The sequence below is a fragment of the Piscinibacter sp. genome, assembly GCF_050175855.1.
Classification (GTDB): domain Bacteria; phylum Pseudomonadota; class Gammaproteobacteria; order Burkholderiales; family Burkholderiaceae_C; genus Piscinibacter.
Genome location: NZ_JBFXIO010000050.1, coordinates 1 through 16679, shown reverse-complemented (window position 1 = coordinate 16679; position 16679 = coordinate 1). Strand labels below are relative to the sequence as shown.

The following is a 16679-nucleotide window of genomic DNA, read 5'->3' as shown; positions in this document are numbered from 1 at the left end:
CCACATCGCCGCGCTGTACGAGGACTTCGGCCAGTCGATGATCAAGTCGGAGCGGCCGAAGCGGCTGTCCAAGCTGGAGCGCGAGCAGTACGACGTGCTGCTGAGGAGCAGGCCTTCCCGTTCGAGGAGAAGGCGATCGAGTTGCACGAGGCGAACGCCGCGCGCGCCTCGCAAGGCATCTATGACAAGTGGGTCAAGCAGAGCTTCGAGGCGCTGGCCAAGCTGCGCCCGGTGCGCTACGGCAAGGCCGAGCGCGCGGAAGGAGTGGTCGATGCGATTCGTTGACCTCCCCCGCAGCGGCTTTGCCTTGCTCGCGCTGGTGGGGCTGGCGGGATGCTCGACCTTGTCCGAGGGCATGAAGGCAGTGCAGGACACCGTGGTCGCGCCGGTGGCCAAGGCGATCACGCCGGCCGCCGCGGCATCGGCGCCGGCCGCGGCCGCCAGCGCGGTGGCGGCGCCGCCGCCCAAGGTGGAGCCTCCCGTGCCTGCGGCGGCCCGGCGCGCCTTCGACGACGCCCTGCGCGCCATGCGCGCCGGCCGCAGCGAAGACGCCGAGCGCGGCTTCAAGGCGCTGGCGCAGTCGAACCCCGATCTCGGCGGCCCGCACGCCAACCTCGGCGTGATCTACCGCCAGGCCGGCAAGTACGACGAATCGATCGCCGCGCTGGAGCGGGCCACGAAGGCCGATCCCGAGCAGCCGGTCTACTTCAACCAGCTCGGCATCAGCTACCGCCATGCGGGGCAGTTCGAGAAGGCGCGCGGCGCCTACGAGCGGGCCGTGTCGCTCGACCCGAACTACGCCGCCGCGCAGCTCAACCTGGGCATCCTGTTCGATCTCTACCTGCGCGACAGCGCGCGGGCGCTGGAGGCCTACGAACGGTACGCCCAGCTCACCGGCGGCAAGGACGCCACGGTGGCCAAGTGGGTCACCGACCTGAAGAACCGCAAGCCGGGCGGCAACGCCACGGCGAAGAAGGAGCAGTCATGAAGCACAGCATGGCTTCGGCCCTGCTCGCGGCGGGCGTCGCGTGCGCCGCCGGCGCTTCGGCGCAGACGCGCGCGCCCGCCGCGGCCCCCGCGCCCGCGCCGGCACCCGTCACCGCGCAGGACCGCGCCGACATCGACCGCCAGCAGATCATCGGCAACCGCGAGCTGCCCAAGGTGCTGTACATCGTGCCCTGGAAGAAGCCGCTGCCCGGCGACCTCGCAGGCCGCCCCGGCGGCGGCCTGCTCGACGAGGCGCTCGCCCCGATCGACCGCGACGTCTTCCGCCGCCAGATCCAGTACGGCGCGCAGGCCACTGCGCCCACCAAGCCCTGAACCCCTACAGACCCCACACCGTCGTCACAGGAGAAGCCCCATGAGCGTGTTCGAGTTTGCCGTCAAGTTCTTCCAGGACAGCGGCGTCGCCATCTACTTCAGCATCGCCATCATGGCCATCGGCCTGGCCATCGCGATCGAGCGTTTCATCTTCCTCAGCCGCGCGCGCGCCGAGAACCGCAAGCTGTGGGCGAAGGTGCTGCCGATGCTGCAGAACGGCAAGTTCAAGGACGTGCTGAACGTCGCCTCCGGCTCCGATGCGGCGATCGGCAAGATCGTCGCCAACGGCCTGGAGCGCATGCAGAGCCCGGCGCGCCGCGAGGACATCGACAACGCGATGGAAGAAGGCATGATGGAGATCGTGCCGCGGCTGGAGAAGCGCACGCACTACATCGCCACGCTGGCCAACGTGATCACGCTGGTCGGCCTGCTGGGCACCATCATCGGCCTGATCAAGGGCTTCACCGCGGTGGCCGCGGTCAACCCGGCCGAGAAGGCCGAGCTGCTGTCGGCCTCGATCTCGATCGCGATGAACAACACCGCGTTCGCGCTGTCGGTGGCGATCCCGTTCCTGCTGATCCACGCCTTCCTGCAGGCTCGCACCAGCGAGATCGTCGACGGCCTGGAGGCCGCCAAGATCAGCTTCCTGAACGTGGTGCAGCGCGTGCGCGCAGACGCGGCGCCGACCGGAACCCGCTGACATGAGAGTCCGCCGCCCGCGCAAGCCGGTTGCGCATCTCGAGGTCACCGCGTTCATCAACGTGATCGTGGTGCTGGTGCCGTTCCTGCTGTCGACGGCGGTGTTCTCGCGCCTGTCGGTGCTCGAGCTGTCGTTGCCGGCGCAGAACTCGGGCGTCGAGCAGCTCAAGGTGAACGACCTCAAGCTCGAGGTCGTGATCCGGCCCGACGCGCTCGACGTGGGTGACCGCATCGGCGGCCTGATCCAGCACATCCCGAACAACGCCCAGGGCTACGACCTGGCTTCGCTGTCCACGCTCATGCAGCAGGTCAAGGCCAAGTTCCCGGAAGCGAAGGCAGCCACCGTGTTGGCGCAGCCGAACACCTCCTACGAGGTGCTGGTGCAGGTGATGGACACGGTGCGCGAAGGCACGCCGGCGCCCGACGTGGCGCTGGCGGCTTCGGCACCGGCCCAGGTCGCCGCACCGGCGCGCGTCGAGCTGTTCCCCGACATCTCGATCGGCGACGCGCCGATCAGCGTCGCGAAGAAATAGAGGCCCGTCATGAAACTGACGCCGATCGAGAAGCGCGCCGCCCGCAAGGCGCGCAACCAGTCCGGGCTCGACATGAACCTGGTGGCGCTGATCGACATCTTCACCATCCTGATCTTCTTCCTGATGTCGAGCACCGGCGTCGAGATCCTGTCGACCGCGCAGGCGATCAAGCTGCCCGAATCCACCGCCGAGAAGATGCCGCGCGAGATGCTGGTGGTCACGGTCAGCGCGACCGACATCCTCGTGGACGGCCGCAAGGTGGCGACGGTGGCCGAGGCCATGGGCACCGAAGGTGACCTGATCGCGCCGCTGAAGGCCGAACTCGAACTGCAGGCCGGCCGCACGGTGCTGGGCAAGGAAGGCGAGGCGCAGAACAAGTCGGTGACGATCATGGGCGACAAGGCGATCCCGTACAGCCTGCTGCGCAAGGTGATGTACACCGCCGCCCGCGCCAACTACAGCGACGTCTCGTTCGCCGTCACGCAGAAGGCAGGCAAAGCATGACCGCGGCGGCCATCTCCTTCCGCGCCCGCGTGCTGCCCTGGGCGGTCTCGCCCGAGGACGAAGCTCGCTTCCGGCGCATCCTCAACGTCGTGCTGGGCATCACCGCGCTGGTGTGCCTGCTGCTGCTGCTGTGGCCCCGGCCCGAAGTCGACCGCGCCGCGCCGCCCGAGGTGCCGCAGCGACTGGCCAAGCTGGTGCTCGAGCAGCGCGAACCGCCGCCGGCCGTGAAGGCGCCGCCGACGCCGCAGACGGCGGCCGAACAGCAGGCGAAGAAGGACACGCCAGCCGAAGTCGCCAAGCCGCTGCCCGACGCCAAGCCCCTGCCCAAGGCGGTGGCGCCCGAGGCGCGGCGGCCCATCCCGGGCAAGCCGCCGGGCGAGATCGAAGGCGCGCGCCGCAAGGCCGCCGGTGTCGGCCTGCTGGCGATGAAGGACCAGCTCGCCGAACTGCGTGGCGCCCCGGTGGCCGTGCAGCTCAACCAGAACATCAAGGCCGGGCCCGGCGTGGGCGCCGGCGTGGGCGTGGGCGTGGGCGCCGGCAAGGACCCGGGCCTGCCCGACCGCAACCTGATCACCTCCAACGCCACCGGCGGCTCTGGCGGCATCAACACCGCCGCCTACAGCCGCGACACCGGCGGTGGCGGCCTGGCCGGGCGCGCCACCACGCTGGTCGAAGGCGTGGCCGGTGGTGGTGGCGGCGGCGGGCCTGGCGGCGGTGGCAGCTCGGGCAAGGGCGGAACCGGTACCGGCGTGGGCGGAGGCGGCGCGGGCGGCTCGGTGGCCAAGGGCGGCGGGGGCAAGGCCTCGCGCTCGCTGGAGGAGATCCGCCTCGTGTTCGACCGCAACAAGGGCGCGATCTACGCCATCTACAACCGTGCGCTGCGCGACGACCCGTCACTGCAGGGCAAGGTGGTTCTCAAGCTGACGATCGCGCCCTCGGGCCAGGTGACGGACATCCGCGTCGAATCGAGCGAGCTGAAGGCGGCCGAGCTCGAATCGAAGCTGCTGGCGCGCATCCGCGCCTTCGACTTCGGCGCCAGGGACGTCAACCCGATGACGGTGACGTACCCGCTGGACTTCCTGCCCTCCTGACCGGGGGGTTGGCCCCGGTCCAGGTGGCCGGGGCCGTGCGTGCGCTCACGCACAATGACGCCGAGGCTGTAGCAACTTGGCGTCCGACCTGACCATCCTGCTGCTGGCCCAGTTTGCCTTGTACGGGCTGGGTTGGCTTCTGCTCGGCGCGCTGCTGCGTGAACTGCGCGTCCCGGCGTGGCTGTGGGCCGCCTACAGCGTGATGCAGGCGACCGGGATGTTTGTCGCCGCCGCCTCGGATGGAAGCGGGCCACTGCCGCCGCCGGAAGCGCTGTTCGTGTCGCTGGCCGGATATGCAAGCGCCAGCCTCGGAGTCGACCTCTACCTGCACGGCCGCCTGCGCTTCAAGACCGTCTGGGTGGTGCTCGCCGGCGGCGGCCTGCTGCTCCAGGTGGCGCTGCACCTCTCCGGCGCGCCGGCGATCGCACGCGCCGTGGGCTTCAACGCCGCGATCGCGGCGTTGCTGCTCATCTCGCAGGCGCTGTTCTACACCCCGATGCGCCGCGAGTTCGGACGGCTCGGCCTGCTCGCCCAGCTGCCGGGCCTGGTGTTCGGCGCCTTCGTGTTGCTGCGTTGCGTGGTGCTGCTGATGGACCCGTCGCGGCTGGAGAGCAGCCGTGGCTTCATGGCCGAGCTGCCGATCGTGCTGCCTGCGCTGCTGGCTGGCGGCCTGTTCCACTTCACCTTCGCCGGCCTGGTGATCTCGCGCTTCGTCGGCCGGCTTCGCCATGTCGCCCGGCACGACGCGCTGACCGGGCTGCTCAACCGGGGGACGATGGAGGAAGCCCTGAATGCCGAATGGCTGCGCTACCTGCGCCAGCGCACGCCCCTGAGCGTGGCCTTCGTCGACGTCGACCACTTCAAGCGCATCAACGACACTGGCGGCCACGAGTCCGGCGACCAGGTCCTGCGCCAGATCGCTGCGCTGCTCGGCCGCCACGCCCGCGGCACCGACCGCGTGGCGCGCTGGGGCGGCGAGGAGTTCCTGTTGCTCATGCCGCACACCGATGCGGCCGGCGCACAGACTGCGCTGCAGCGCCTGCAGGGAGAGCTGCGCGACACTCAACCCAGCCTGCCACCGGGCTGCGGCACGCTGACCTTCAGCATCGGAGTGGCCACGACCTCGGCGTCGGACCTGAGCGTGGACGTGCTGGTGGCGCGGGCCGACGCCGCCATGTACGCGGCCAAGCAGGCCGGCCGCAACCGCATCGTGGCCGCGGGCTGAGCGCTGCGTTCAGGCGCGCAGCATCAGCACCTGGGCGCTGCGGCGCGGGGAAGGCGAGGCTTCTCGCCGCGCCGCCCACCACTGCGCCAGCCGCATCAGCGGCCCCGGGCGGGCCAGCGTGGGCAGCGGGGTGGGGGCCGGCATGCGCCGCAGCGACGGCAGTTCCGAGATCACGACGGACGCGGTCAGCAGGTCGGTGGAACGAGGCAGCATGGTGGTCACCGGTGGAGCAGTGCCGTGAAGGTAACCACAGGTTACTGCGCCGCCCATCCCCTGAAGCGGGGTGAGGCCATCGCGCCACAGCGCTCAGGCACAGGCGCTCATCACCGGATGACGCGAGGTCTGCAGCGTGACGTGCGAGATGCCGAAACGCTCGCGCAGCCGTTCGGTGGCGTGGCGCAGGAACTCGTCGTCGCCCGGCCCTGAGGGCATCACCAGGTGCGCAGTGAGCGCCACCTCCGAAGTGCCCATGGCCCAGACGTGCAGGTCGTGCACCTGGTCGACGCCGGGCAGTCCGCCCAGGCAGGCCCGCACGTCGGCGAGGTTCAGATGCGCCGGCACGCCGTCGACCATCAGGTGCAGCGACTGGCGGAACAGGCTCCAGGTGCCGACCACGATCACCACCGCGATGATCAGGCTGGCCACCGGGTCGGTCCATTGCCAGCCGTAGGCCAGCGTGAGCAGCCCGGCCACCACCACGCCGGCCGAGACCAGCGCGTCGGCCGCCATGTGCAGGAAGGCGCCGCGCAGGTTGAGGTCGTGGCTGCCGCGCAGGAACAGCAGCGCGGTCGCGGTGTTCACGACAATGCCGATGGCCGCGACCACGACGATGGTCAGCCCCTGCGTGGGCTGCGGCGACTGCAGCCGGTCGACGGCCTCCCAGGCCAGCGAACCCATCGCCACGAGCAGCAGCAGCGCGTTGGCGAAGGCGGCCAGGATGCTGGCGCGCTTGAATCCGTAGCTGTGTCGTTCGTCAGGCTTGAGCCGGCCCGCCGCCGCGCCGGCCCAGGCCAGCACGAGGCCCGCCACGTCGCTCAGGTTGTGGCCGGCATCGGCCAGCAGCGCCAGCGAGCCGACCTTCCAGCCGTAGAAGGCCTCGATGGCGACGAAGGCGGAGTTCAGTGCGATGCCGATCGCGAAGGCGCGGTCGAAGCTCTCGGGGGCATGGGCATGCCCATGCGAGTGGCCGTGAGCGTGGCCTTGGTCATGCCCGTGATCATCGGCATGATCGTGGTCGTGGTGCGCGTGGGAACTGTTCATCGCGGGTCGGCATCCGGCAATTGCCACATCCAGGCAGCCACGGCGAGGCAGACGATCGCCGGCAGCCAGCGCCAGGGCTCCGGCATCACCCACCAGGCCCAGGCGCTGCCGGCGGCCATCATCGCCCAGGCCAGCCGCTTGGCGCGGCGCGGCACCGCGCGGCGCTCGCGCCAGTCGGCCACCAGCGGGCCGAAGCGCGGGTGGGTAACCAGCCAGCTCTCGATGCGCTCGCTGCCGCGCGAGAAGCAGAACGCCGCCAGCAGCACGAAGGGCGTGGTCGGCAGCAGCGGCAGGAAGATGCCGAGCACGCCGAGCGCCAGGCACACCGCGCCGGCCGCCGTCCAGCTGGCGCGCTGCCAGAGCGGGCGGTGCGGTGGCGGCGGCAGCGTCATCGCGGCATTGTCGCCGCGGCGCCGCGGCGCGCACGCATCTCGTCGCCCATGGCCCGCAGCGCTGCGTCGTCGCACAGGCCCTTCGCCGCCACGAACACCAGCCCTTCCTCGACCGGAATGTGGCCGGCGTACAACGCGCGGAACGCCGTCGCATCGGCGCGCAGGCCGTCGGTCACGGCGCCGCCGTCCTCGTCGCCCGCCCAGGCCTGCATCACCGGCCGCAGCCGCGCCCACAGCTCGCCCATGCGCCGGTGGTCTGCGCGCAGGCGCTGCACGGCGGCGACCTGCGACGCGTCGCCGCCGGCGAGCACGCGAGGGAACACGTGGCGCTCCTCGTCCTCGTGGTGGTGGGGCGCGGCCAGCTCGAAGTAGCGCAGCACGTCGTGCGCGGCCGAGCGGCTCTGGGCATCGTGCCCGCGCGCCGCGACGTGATCGATCAGCCGCGCCAGCAGGTCGAGGCTTCGCTGCACGCGCTCGTGGCAGGCCTCGAGCATCTCGAAGGGCTGCTCGAAGCCGACGGCGGGGGTGCGGTTGAAGAGGTCCATCAGTGGGCCATCAGCGCCACGCGAAGGCCGGTTGCTCGAAGTGGGCGACGCGGGTGTCGCGGCCGAGCAGCACCCGCTCGCGGAACTGGTAGAGGAAGGCGGCGGTCGGCGCCGCGATCCAGCTGTCGCCTACCGGCATGCGCAGCACCGGGTGCTCGGCCTCGTGCTCGTGGTCGAGCATCGGTGCGTCGGCGCGCAGCAGTTCGCTGGCCGGAATGCGATGCACCGAGGCCACCTCGGCCGCGTTCGGGTACAGCTCGCGCGCGGGCCCGGCCCACACCACCACCGGCGTGATCAGGTAGCCGGAGCGCGTGGCGTAGTCGTCGAGGCGGCCGAGCACCGCGCTCGCGTCGAGCGCGAGGCCGACTTCCTCCTCCAGTTCGCGCAGCGCGGCCTGCTCGGGCGTCTCGCCGCCATCGATGCGGCCGCCGGGGAGCGCCCACTGGCCGGCATGGCTGCGCAGGCTCTCGGAGCGGCGCGTGAGCAGCAGCGCCGGCGCGTCGCTCCAGCGTGCGTGCACGGGCAGGCCGGGCACGTCGGCACCGAAGCCCGCCTCGGTGACCGGCAACGCCACGGCCGCACGGCGCTGGGCGCCAACGGGCAGCCCCACCGGCGGCCAGGCCGCCAGCTGCCTGCACAGCCGCGCGCGCAGCGCATCGCCCCGTTCGTTCATCGGCACAGCATAGACCGCCTGGCGTCAACGCGGCGGCGGCAGCGGCTCGCCCAGCGCGCGCCGCCACAGCCAGGGCAGGCCGCGCTTCACGTCCGGCCGCGCACCCACCTGCTCCGGCACGGCCAGCGGCACCGGCGGGCTGGCGCGGCGCGCGATCACGAAGGTGAAGATGTAGGCCGGCTCCTGGCCCATGCGCAGGTCGGACAGCAGCACGCGGCCGCCTTCCTCGCGCAGGCGGTAGAAGCCCTTGCTGAAGGCGGCGATGCGCGCCAGGCCATCGTGCCCCGGAAGTTCGGCTTCGAGCGCCTGGCCGCGCGGGAAGCGGTCGAAGCTCATCTGCGGCTGCGCATCGAGCAGCGAGCGGAAGCCCTCGTGGTAGTCATCGCCCTGCACCGCCACCACGCGCCACAGCACGGTGTTGAACGCGGTGGGCGTCACCAGCACGCGCTCGGCGGCGATGCCCTGCGCGGCCAGCGATGCGCGCGCCACGTGCTCGACATGCGCCTGCGCCGCCACGCCCCAGCCGAGGTAGGCGGTCGACAGCACGAGGCCTGCGGCATTGCCGGTGAAGGCCCGGCCGCCGCCGCGCGCCGCCAGCGCCCAGCCGGTGCCCACCAGCAGCGGCAGCGTGTAGAGAGGATCGATGATGAAGATGCTGCCGACGCCGAACGGATGGTTGCTCACGGGCAGCGCGAGCTGCGTGCCGTACACCGTCATGGCATCGAGCAGCGGGTGGGTGACCAGCGCCAGCCACATCGCCAGCCACCAGCGCTTCCATTGCCCCCACTCGCCGCTGGCGCGCGCCACCAGCAGCGAGAAAGGCAGCGAGAACAACGTGAGCCACAGCGGCGCATGGGTCTCCGCACGGTGCAGCACCATGTTCAGGATCGGGTCGCCGTGGTCGATCAGCACGTCGAGGTCGGGCAGTGTGCCGGCCACTGCCCCCCAGGCGGCCGCCTTCCACACCGCCGTGCGCCGGCCCATCACGGCCACGCCGACGGCAGCACCGAGTGCAATCTGCGAGAGCGAATCCATCGGCCGATTCTGCGGTGCCGGCAATGCCCGCGCCCGGTACCGGATACTGCGGGCTTCACGCGAAAGCGCAGGGAGCTCGCCGCGATGTCTTCACCTCTTCGCCGCTGGGCGGCGATGGCACTGTCGTGCCTGCTGCCGATCGCGGCGCTGGCGCAGGGCGCAGCCGACTGCGTCGCCATGCCCGACCCGGCCGCGCGGCTGGCCTGCTACGACCGCCTGCACGGGCGCACCGAAGCGGCGCCCTCGCCGGCAGCCGCCGCGGCGCCGGCCCCGCCCGCATCGACGCCAGCGCCTGCGCTGGCCGCGGCCGACGACGATGCCAAGCTCTCCACCCGCTGGGACCTCGACGGCCAGCGCGGCGCGCTGTTCGCGCCGCGCGCCTACAAGCCCGTCTACCTGCTGCCCGCCACCTGGACCGACCAGGTCAACCGCGCGCCCGGCTCGCCCTCGCCCGAGCACAGCGTGAGCACGCCGCTGGTGCTCAAGTCGATCGAGGCCAAGTACCAGATCAGCCTGAAGACCAAGTTCGCGCACTCGGTGTTCGGCACGCCGCTGAGCCTGTGGGGCGGCTACACGCAGTCGTCGCGCTGGCAGCTCTACAACGGCGCCGACTCGCGGCCGTTCCGCGAGACCAACTACGAGCCCGAGGTGATGCTGGTGGCGCCGCTGGACATGGACTTGCTCGGCTGGAAGCTGCGCATGGCCTCCCTGTCGCTGAACCACCAGTCCAACGGCCGCGCGCTGCCGCTGTCGCGCAGCTGGAACCGCGTGATCGGCGGTCTCGCCTTCGAGCGCGACGACTGGGTGGCCGAGCTGCGCCCGTGGAAGCGCATCACCGAGGCGCCGGAAGACGACGACAACCCCGACATCTCCGACTTCGTCGGCCGCGTCGAGCTTCGCCTGGCACGCTACTGGGGCGAGCATGCGCTGTCGCTGCAGCTGCGCCACTCGCTGCGCGGCGGCGAGCGCTCGCGCGGTTCGGCGCAGCTCGACTACGTGTTCCCGCTGGCCGGCGCGCTGCACGGCCAGCTGCAGCTGTTCAGCGGCTACGGCGAGAGCCTGATCGACTACAACCTGCGCCAGACCAAGGCCGGGCTGGGGGTGACGATCGCCGGCTGGCGCTGAGCCGGGCGCCTCACTCGCCGCGCGGCGCGACGGCGCGATAGAGGATCGCGCTGGCCAGCTGCCACTCGCGCTTGACGGTGGCCGGCGAGATGTCCAGCGCCTGCGCCGTCTCCTCGACCGAGAGGCCACCGAAGACGCGGCACTCCACCACGCGCGCAGAGCGCGGGCTGCGGGCCTCGAGCTCGCGCATCGCCTTGTCGAGGTCGAGCAGTTCGTCGAGCGCGTCGTCGGCGACCAATGCCTCTTCGTCCAGTTCGTCGTGCGGCACGCCGCCGCCGCACTTGGCCGCGCGACGGTGCTCGGCATAGTTCACCAGCACCTGGCGCATGGCCATCGAGGCGGTGGCAAAGAAGTGCGTGCGGTTGTGGAAATCGGGAGCTTCGCTGCCGGCGAGCTTGAGGAAGGCTTCGTGCACCAGCGCGGTGGTGTTCATCGTCTCGTTGCCGCTCCACTTGCGGCGGTGCGAGCGCGCCAGCCGGTGCAGCTCGTCGTAGACGAGTGTGAACAGCCGGTGCAACGCGCGTGGGTCGCCCGACCGGGCACCTGCGAGAAGCTCGGTCACGGATGACGCCACGCGGGCATCCGCGGCGGGCTGCGGGTCGGGCAGGGGCGGGTTGGTACTCACGATTCGTGGCTTTCGCCGGATGAGCCCATTCTGTTATAGACGCTGTATGTCCACCATCGCCACATCATTGCGGACCATGGGGGCTTGCCGATGTCGTCGCACCCGACTCTTGCTGCCGAGCGCCTGTTCGCCGAGTTGAGCGGGCTGGAGCCCACGCAGCGGGCGACCCGGCTTGCCGAGGCCTGCGCCGGCAACGAGGCCCTGCGCGAGGAGGTGGAGGCCCTGCTCGACGCCGCCGAGCGCGGCGCCGCGCACTTCGATGGCTTGCGCCGGCGCCTGGGACTGGATCGACTGGAACCCGGCCCCCCGACGCGAGAACCCGTGTCGACCGACCAGTTCGCGCCACGCCGCGCCGTCGACGCGCTGGAGGCGACGGGCTCCGCGGTGGGGCCCTACCGCCTGATCCGCGAAATCGGCAGCGGCGGCATGGGCAGCGTGTGGCTGGCCGAGCGCGTCGACTTGCTGCAGGGCCGGCAGGTGGCGCTGAAGCTGCCGCACGCCGTGGGCGCGGCCTGGCGCCGAGCCGGCCTGGCCGAGCGTCTGGCGCGCGAACGCGAGATCCTCGCCACGCTCGAGCATCCGCACATCGCCCGCCTCTACGACGCCGGCCTGGGCGCCACGGGCCAGCCCTATCTGGCGCTGGAGTACGTGCAGGGCGAGCCCATCGACCGCCACGCGCAAGCGCGGGGCCTCACGGTGCGCCAGCGCATCGAGCTCTTCCTGCAGGTCTGCGATGCGGTGGCGCATGCCCATGCGCGCCTGGTGGTGCACCGCGACCTGAAGCCCGGGAACATCCTGGTCGACGCCGAGGGACAGGTGAAGCTGCTGGACTTCGGCATCGCGAAGCTGATGGAAGGCGACGCGGCCGACGCCACGGAACTGACGCGCGAGCTGGGCCAGGTGCTCACGCCCGGCTACGCCGCGCCGGAGCAGATCGAAGGCCGACCGCTGGGAACCGCGGCCGATGTCTATTCGCTCGGCGTGGTGCTGTACGAACTGCTGACCGGCGCGCGGCCGTACGCCCCCGGAGCGGGCGGGCGAGCCGCGCTGCTGCACGCCGTCCTGCAAGCCGAGCCGCGCCGGCCGAGCGAGGCGGCGCCCGACGAGGCGACGAGGCGACGGCTGGAAGGCGACATCGACACCATCGTGCTGAAGGCGCTGAAGAAGGCGCCGCAGGACCGCTATGCCTCGGTGGCCGCGCTGGCCGACGACCTGCGTCGCCATCTGGCCCACGAGCCGGTGCTGGCGCGGCCCGACGGCGCCGCTTACCGCGCACGCAAGTTCGCGCAGCGCCATCGCGCTGCGGTGGTGGCGGCGTCGGCAGCGTTGCTCTCGCTCACGGCGGGCCTCGGGATCGCGGCCTGGCAGGCCGTCGAGGCTCGTGCCCAGCGCGATGCGGCCCTACGCGCCAAGGCACTGGCCGACGAGCAGGCAGCGGCAGCGCGCGCCGCCGAGCGGGTGGCCGTGGCCGAGGCCGACCTGTCGAGCTTCCTGGTCTCCGACCTGACGGCCGAGCGCGACGGCGCCGACATGCTCGCGCAGCTCGATCGCGCGTTGACGATGGTGCGCGCGCAGTACGCCCTGCAGCCCGAGCTTCGCGGCCGCATGCTGCTCAGCCTGGCGCAGAACTACCGCTGGGTCAGTCTCCACGAGCGCGCCGACGCCCTCTTTGCCGAGGCCGAGCCGCTGCTCCAGGCCGCGGGGCAGCAGGCTGCGCTGGCACAGCTGACCTGCATCCGCGGCACCAGTCTCGCTCGAGCGGGCGCGTTGACCGAGGCGCGCGCGCGTCTGGCGAGCGGCACGGCGATGGCAATGCAGGCCGGCGAGGCGGCCATCGGCGCGCAGATCGAGTGCCTGATCGAGAGTGCCTGGACGGAGCGGTACGCCAGCGCCCCGCGCCGTGCCGCCGAGCTGGTCGGCCAGGCCCTGGCTCTGGTGCAGCGCACGGGGCGCGGCAACAGCGAGCTGGCGTCCGAAGCGCTGAACCAGCTCTCCCGCGCGCAGTTCGAGAGCGGTCAGTTCCGCGCCGCCGCCGAGTCGGCGCAGCGCAGCATCGAGATGCTGCAGCGCATCGGCCGCGAGCATACGCCGGGACTGCGCAACGCCTGGGGCATGCGGGCCAAGTCGCTGCGCGAAGGTGGCCAGCCGCTGCAGGCCCTCGTTGCCCATGGCGCGGAGGGCCGCTTCGAGCCGGCCGGCCCGGATCTTCCGACGCCGATGCGCGAGGACTATGCCGTGACGCTGCTGCGGCTCGGCCGCTTCGCCGAGGCGCGGGCACTGGCCGACGACGTTCGGCGGCAGACACGCGCCCAGGGCGACCCGAACATGGAGCGGTTCGCCGCCATCACGCAGCTGCGCACTGCCGCAGCGCTGGGTCGGCGCGAAGATGTGCGTCGCCTGAAGACCGAGGCGTTGGCGTTGTTCGCGCCACTCGCGCGCGCGAGCAGCCTGCGCATGCGCGCGCTGCACCTGGCCGAACTGGACGCCGCGCTCGACCTGGGCCAGGCCGAAGCGGCGCAGGGAGCGCTCGCAGCCGCACGCGGCGTGCTCGACCGCCTCGGCGATCCCGCCAGCCCGCAATGGCTAGACCTGCATCGCGGCGAGGCCCGGCTGGCCTTGCTGCGGCACGACCCTGGCGCGGCGCTGCGCGCGCTCGAGCCGGCGCTGGCCATCGCACAGGCCCAAAGCATCGACGCGCAGGCAAGCCTGCTGATGGCCGAAGTGCTGCTGCTGCGCGCGCAGGCCCATCGTGCAAACGGCGACCTGTCGGCCTCGCGCGCCGATGCGGCCGCGGCGCAGCGCCACGCGACCACCAGCGCCGGGCCGGCTCATCCGATGGCGCGACTGGCCCAGTCCCTCGGAACGTGACAACGCACCCCTAGAACCGAGTACGGGGCCGTGAGCCCCGGCCGCGCGGCCTTCTGTATGGGCGGGAAGAGACAACCCGCCACCCTTTGCAGGAGACCGTCATGCAGACCTCACGCCGCACCGCGTGCCGCGCCGCCCTCGGGCTCGCCGCCGTCGTCCTGTTGCCGCTGCGCCCGCAGGCCCATCCGACCTGGCGACCGAACCTGCCGCGCTGGCGACGCAACCGCTCGCCGCATCTCGCTCGACGTCGCGTGCTGGTGCGCTGGGTGCGCGGCCGGCCGGTCTGGGTGGTGCCCGTCGGCATCGCCGCCGGCTGGGAACTGGTGCACGACGACCGGCTGATGCAGGTGCGCGAGACACGTGTGGTCATGCACGACGGCGAGCGTCGCGAACTGGCCACGGTGGTCGACGCCGGCGGGCGGCTCAGCGAGGTCGAGATCCTGCGCGAGGACACACCTGACAAGGCTCTGGAGCCGGCCCTCGAAAGCCGCTCCTGATCCGGACACGCACACCCACTCGGGAGACGATCATGTGGACAACGGGATTTCGACGTCGCGCCAGGCTCGCCATCGCGAGCCTGGGCCTGCTGAGCTTGCTCGCCGCCTGCGGTGGCGGGGGCGGCAGCCCGGATGCGGGGCCGCTGGTCACCCGCATCGGCACCACCGGTGGCACGGCGACAGGACCAGGCGGCAGCCAGGCGTCGGTGCCGGCCGGCGCGCTGGCGCAGGAGGTCGACATCGGCATCGAGGCCTCCGACGACGGCGCACCGCCGCTGCCCACGGATGCCACGCGCATCGGCACCGTCTATGCGTTCACGCCGCATGGCACCACGTTCGCGAAGCCCGTCAGCGTGACGGTGCCGTTCGATCCGGCCCAGTTGCCGGCCGGTTCGAGCCCGGCGCTGTACAAGACCACCGCCGGCCGCGCCGGCTGGGCCGAGGTGACGGGCGCCGTGGTGAACGGCAGCACGATGGTCGGCTCGGTGACCAGCTTCTCCAACTTCGTCGTGGTGATCCCGCCGCTGATCAAGGCGGAGCCGCGCTACGAGTGGGAGTTCAGCTACGACCAGGGCAACGGCCAAGGGCCGTTCCTGGTGCCAAACGGCAGCGGGGAGCAGGTGGGCGGCGTGTTGTCCGAACTGGCCGATCTGGGCCAGCAGCCGCTCGACCTGATCCTGCCCTTGCTGGGGCAGTCGCTGCCCAAGGACGGGCGCGCCAACGGCTACGTGTTCGCGCAGGGCAACGGCGTCACCTACGGCGCGCTGGCCGAAGCGCCATTCGGCGCACTCGATACCACCGACCCCATCGGCGGCACGAGCCGGCTGAAGCAGTGGCAGACCTTCCGCAAGATGTCCGACGATGCCAAGCTCACCTTCACGCTGACCTCGGTGGTGCTTCGGCTGGAGGACTACCTGCCGCCGCTGAAGCGACGCGGCGAGTACCTCGCGGCCGAGGCCATGCTGTCCGTCGGCGCGTATCTCGTCGAGGACCGCTCCGACTACTTCTATTACCGAGGCGGTCGTGTGACCGCCTGGGGCGAGCGCGGCGACTGGGGCTACAGGGCGACGAACTTCAGCTTCTCGCGCGGATCGCTGTGGGACGACTCGCTCTTCGAGCAGACCGTCGAGCCGATCGCATATCCGTCCGCGACCGAGACTTGCCTGGGTGAGCTGGTGCGGGTGCGCTTCAAGCAGCCGCGCACGTACACGATCGACCTGTCGAGCGTGCCCAAGGATGCCGAGTTCATCGTGCGCGCCGACGTCGAAACCGCGGCGATCAACGGCAAGGGCGGCGGCAGCATTGGCGACTGCCAGGGTTCGCATGCCTACGCCTATCTGCGCGACCCGCAGGAAGTAGGCGCGCCGATGATCGAGTACACCGGCCTGCTGCCGCTGCCCACGCCGTCGATCGAGTCGCCGCCGCGCGACGCCTACGAACCCTCGGCCAGCTGCCCCGGCGGCCCGCTGCCGGCGGCCGGTACCTTGCAGTTCTCCACCGGCTTCTTCGCCATCAACGAGGCGGCGGGCAGCGCGCCGACCATCCTCGTCACGCGCACCGGCGGCAGCACCGGCGCCGTCTCGGCCACCTTCGCCACGCTCGACGGCACCGGCCGCGCGGGCATCGACTACCAGCCGGTGCTGACCACGGTGCACTTCGGCGATGGCGACAGCGGCACCCGCGTGGTCGAGGTGCCGATCATCCCGAACACACTCGACGAAGCCGACCGCACCGTGCTGCTGGCGCTCAGCGAGCCCGGCGGTTGCGCCTCGCTGGGCGCGCCCTCCAGCGCCGTGCTGACGATCGAGGACGACGATCCGCCGGCACAGACGAGCTTCACGGTCGGCGGCACCGTCACCGGCCTGGCGGGCAGCGGCCTGACCATCGAGAACCTGGGCCGCTCGCAGTCGATCACCGCCAACGGCTCGTTCCAGCTCGATGCGCCGCTTCCGTCCGGCAGCATCTACCGCATCCAGGTGACGGCACAGCCGGTCAACCCGCGCCAGGCCTGCACGCTGACCAACGGCGAGGGCACGGTGGCCGGCGCCAACGTCACCGACGTGCAGATCGACTGCGTCACGCTGCCCGATTCCGGCAGCCTGGATCCGGCCTTCGGCAGCGGCGGCCGCGTGTTCAGCACGGCGCTCGGCGCACCAAAGGTGCTCGACACCAAGATGGCTCGCCAGACCGACGGCTAGCTGCTGGTGGTCGGTGGCGGCCCGAGCCTGCTGCGCCTGCTGCCCGACGGCTCACCGGACCCTGCGTTCGGCACGGCCGGCAACGGCAT

Annotated in this window: 19 protein-coding genes; 12 read left to right on the top strand and 7 right to left on the bottom strand. The window is 71.7% G+C overall.

The features are described from left to right. From AB7U92_RS06320 to AB7U92_RS06285, 8 genes are all read left to right on the top strand, one after another. Positions 1-285: hypothetical protein (locus tag AB7U92_RS06320; protein WP_428575336.1), on the top strand; the 285-nt coding region annotated here is incomplete at its 5' end. After that, positions 272-988, top strand: coding sequence for a tetratricopeptide repeat protein (locus AB7U92_RS06315; RefSeq protein WP_428575335.1), 717 nt, complete (start codon positions 272-274; stop codon positions 986-988). The genes AB7U92_RS06320 and AB7U92_RS06315, both read left to right, overlap by 14 nt. Continuing rightward, entirely contained in the window at positions 985-1320 is a 336-nt protein-coding gene (locus AB7U92_RS06310) for a hypothetical protein (RefSeq protein WP_428575334.1), read from the top strand. The genes AB7U92_RS06315 and AB7U92_RS06310 overlap by 4 nt, the downstream gene beginning before the upstream one ends. Before the next feature lie 40 nt (positions 1321-1360). Next, complete coding sequence (locus AB7U92_RS06305; RefSeq protein ID WP_428575333.1) at positions 1361-2020, top strand: MotA/TolQ/ExbB proton channel family protein; 660 nt, start codon at positions 1361-1363, stop codon at positions 2018-2020. Position 2021: 1 nt separating this feature from the next. Beyond that, the gene (locus AB7U92_RS06300) at positions 2022-2552 is read left to right on the top strand and encodes an ExbD/TolR family protein (RefSeq protein ID WP_428575332.1); all 531 of its coding nucleotides are present in this window, start codon (positions 2022-2024) and stop codon (positions 2550-2552) included. A 9-nt stretch (positions 2553-2561) separates the two neighbouring features. Next, entirely contained in the window at positions 2562-3056 is a 495-nt protein-coding gene (locus tag AB7U92_RS06295; RefSeq protein ID WP_428575331.1) for an ExbD/TolR family protein, read from the top strand. After that, positions 3053-4147 (top strand): TonB family protein, encoded by a 1095-nt coding sequence (locus AB7U92_RS06290; RefSeq protein ID WP_428575330.1) that lies wholly within the window; start codon positions 3053-3055, stop codon positions 4145-4147. Before AB7U92_RS06295 ends, AB7U92_RS06290 begins: the two co-directional genes overlap by 4 nt. Before the next feature lie 76 nt (positions 4148-4223). Further along, complete coding sequence (locus AB7U92_RS06285; RefSeq protein ID WP_428575329.1) at positions 4224-5372, top strand: GGDEF domain-containing protein; 1149 nt, start codon at positions 4224-4226, stop codon at positions 5370-5372. Positions 5373-5381: 9 nt separating this feature from the next. Here AB7U92_RS06285 and AB7U92_RS06280 read toward each other — a convergent pair whose 3' ends face one another. The 6 genes from AB7U92_RS06280 to AB7U92_RS06255 all read right to left on the bottom strand — a co-directional run bounded on the left by AB7U92_RS06280 (position 5382) and on the right by AB7U92_RS06255 (position 9277). Further along, complete coding sequence (locus tag AB7U92_RS06280; RefSeq protein WP_428575328.1) at positions 5382-5594, bottom strand: hypothetical protein; 213 nt, start codon at positions 5592-5594, stop codon at positions 5382-5384. A gap of 84 nt (positions 5595-5678) precedes the next feature. After that, the gene (locus tag AB7U92_RS06275) at positions 5679-6632 is read right to left on the bottom strand and encodes a cation diffusion facilitator family transporter (RefSeq protein WP_428575327.1); all 954 of its coding nucleotides are present in this window, start codon (positions 6630-6632) and stop codon (positions 5679-5681) included. Then, on the bottom strand, positions 6629-7024 hold the full coding sequence (locus AB7U92_RS06270; RefSeq protein ID WP_428575326.1) for a YbaN family protein: 396 nt from the start codon (positions 7022-7024) through the stop codon (positions 6629-6631). The genes AB7U92_RS06275 and AB7U92_RS06270 overlap by 4 nt, the downstream gene beginning before the upstream one ends. Then, complete coding sequence (locus AB7U92_RS06265) at positions 7021-7569, bottom strand: hemerythrin domain-containing protein (RefSeq protein ID WP_428575325.1); 549 nt, start codon at positions 7567-7569, stop codon at positions 7021-7023. The genes AB7U92_RS06270 and AB7U92_RS06265 overlap by 4 nt, the downstream gene beginning before the upstream one ends. A gap of 10 nt (positions 7570-7579) precedes the next feature. Further along, a complete protein-coding gene (locus AB7U92_RS06260; RefSeq protein WP_428575324.1) occupies positions 7580-8242 on the bottom strand; it encodes an NUDIX hydrolase in 663 nt (220 codons plus the stop codon). A 24-nt stretch (positions 8243-8266) separates the two neighbouring features. Beyond that, positions 8267-9277 carry a metal-dependent hydrolase gene (locus tag AB7U92_RS06255; RefSeq protein WP_428575323.1) on the bottom strand — a complete coding sequence of 337 codons (1011 nt, stop codon included), beginning with the start codon at positions 9275-9277 and terminating at the stop codon, positions 8267-8269. A gap of 84 nt (positions 9278-9361) precedes the next feature. Between AB7U92_RS06255 and AB7U92_RS06250 the strand changes: the two genes are divergently transcribed. Beyond that, complete coding sequence (locus tag AB7U92_RS06250) at positions 9362-10402, top strand: phospholipase A (protein ID WP_428575322.1); 1041 nt, start codon at positions 9362-9364, stop codon at positions 10400-10402. A gap of 10 nt (positions 10403-10412) precedes the next feature. Here the strand turns inward: AB7U92_RS06250 and AB7U92_RS06245 are convergent, their stop codons facing one another. Then, a complete protein-coding gene (locus AB7U92_RS06245; protein ID WP_428575321.1) occupies positions 10413-10964 on the bottom strand; it encodes an ECF-type sigma factor in 552 nt (183 codons plus the stop codon). A 153-nt stretch (positions 10965-11117) separates the two neighbouring features. Between AB7U92_RS06245 and AB7U92_RS06240 the strand changes: the two genes are divergently transcribed. The 3 genes from AB7U92_RS06240 to AB7U92_RS06230 all read left to right on the top strand — a co-directional run bounded on the left by AB7U92_RS06240 (position 11118) and on the right by AB7U92_RS06230 (position 16590). Beyond that, entirely contained in the window at positions 11118-13895 is a 2778-nt protein-coding gene (locus AB7U92_RS06240) for a protein kinase domain-containing protein (RefSeq protein ID WP_428575320.1), read from the top strand. A 101-nt stretch (positions 13896-13996) separates the two neighbouring features. Beyond that, positions 13997-14392: a hypothetical protein gene (locus AB7U92_RS06235; protein ID WP_428575319.1), complete on the top strand. Its 396-nt coding sequence runs from the start codon at positions 13997-13999 to the stop codon at positions 14390-14392. A 32-nt stretch (positions 14393-14424) separates the two neighbouring features. Then, on the top strand, positions 14425-16590 hold the full coding sequence (locus AB7U92_RS06230) for a Calx-beta domain-containing protein (RefSeq protein ID WP_428575318.1): 2166 nt from the start codon (positions 14425-14427) through the stop codon (positions 16588-16590). Positions 16591-16679: the final 89 nt, after the last annotated feature.